The 633-nt window shown below is 33.0% G+C and carries 1 pseudogene; it reads left to right on the top strand.

The features are described 5' to 3' along the window. Positions 1–211, top strand: a pseudogene (locus GRP75_RS28815) (cyclase family protein); the annotation flags it as partial. Positions 212–633: the final 422 nt, after the last annotated feature.

The raw sequence follows: 633 nt of genomic DNA, 5'->3' as shown, positions 1-633 counted from the left end.
AAATCTGGAAGAAGCCAAAAGAAACGGCTATTTTGTTCACCATGCCTTCTTAGACCATGAAAAATATGAAGAGCCGACAATGCTCATTTACGAAGACATAAACCCTTCACCATTAATTGGTAAAAAGATATTATCTGCTTTCACAGCACCACTTCGCATTAAAAATCACGATGCATCTATGGTTAACATCATTGTTGAAGTTGAAGAATAAAAGCTAACGAGGAACAATAGGTTTATCGAACACAGGTGCAGACTTCAGCACTGCAAGGAGAGACAACAACATATACGCATAAGAAGTCGCCATTTTGGCGGCTTTTTTGTTTTTGCGAAAAATTATGCTAAGCCTTCAGATGTAATCGACTTATTTTGATAGACGTTGGTTAGCCGCTATTTATTTCTTTTGATTTTTATAACATGGCGTGTCAAATGTGCGGGCATAAAGTCTTCTATATAGCACCATAATAACAATAATTTGAAAATAATATTTTCATAAGAATGAAAAGGAAAATATTACTTTAAGCATATTCTTATCTCTAACATTCTTTGTGAAGTTGAATGATAGTTGTTATAAGAACTATTTTTCACTCTTTTAGAACTATTTTAATCTATTCATTTGAGGTCGATATAATTGAG

This window comes from Paenibacillus sp. OT2-17 (assembly GCF_009827695.1).
Classification (GTDB): domain Bacteria; phylum Bacillota; class Bacilli; order Paenibacillales; family Paenibacillaceae; genus Paenibacillus; species Paenibacillus polymyxa_B.
The sequence above is the reverse complement of the archived record's forward strand: the minus strand, read 5'-3'. Positions and strand labels throughout refer to the sequence as shown.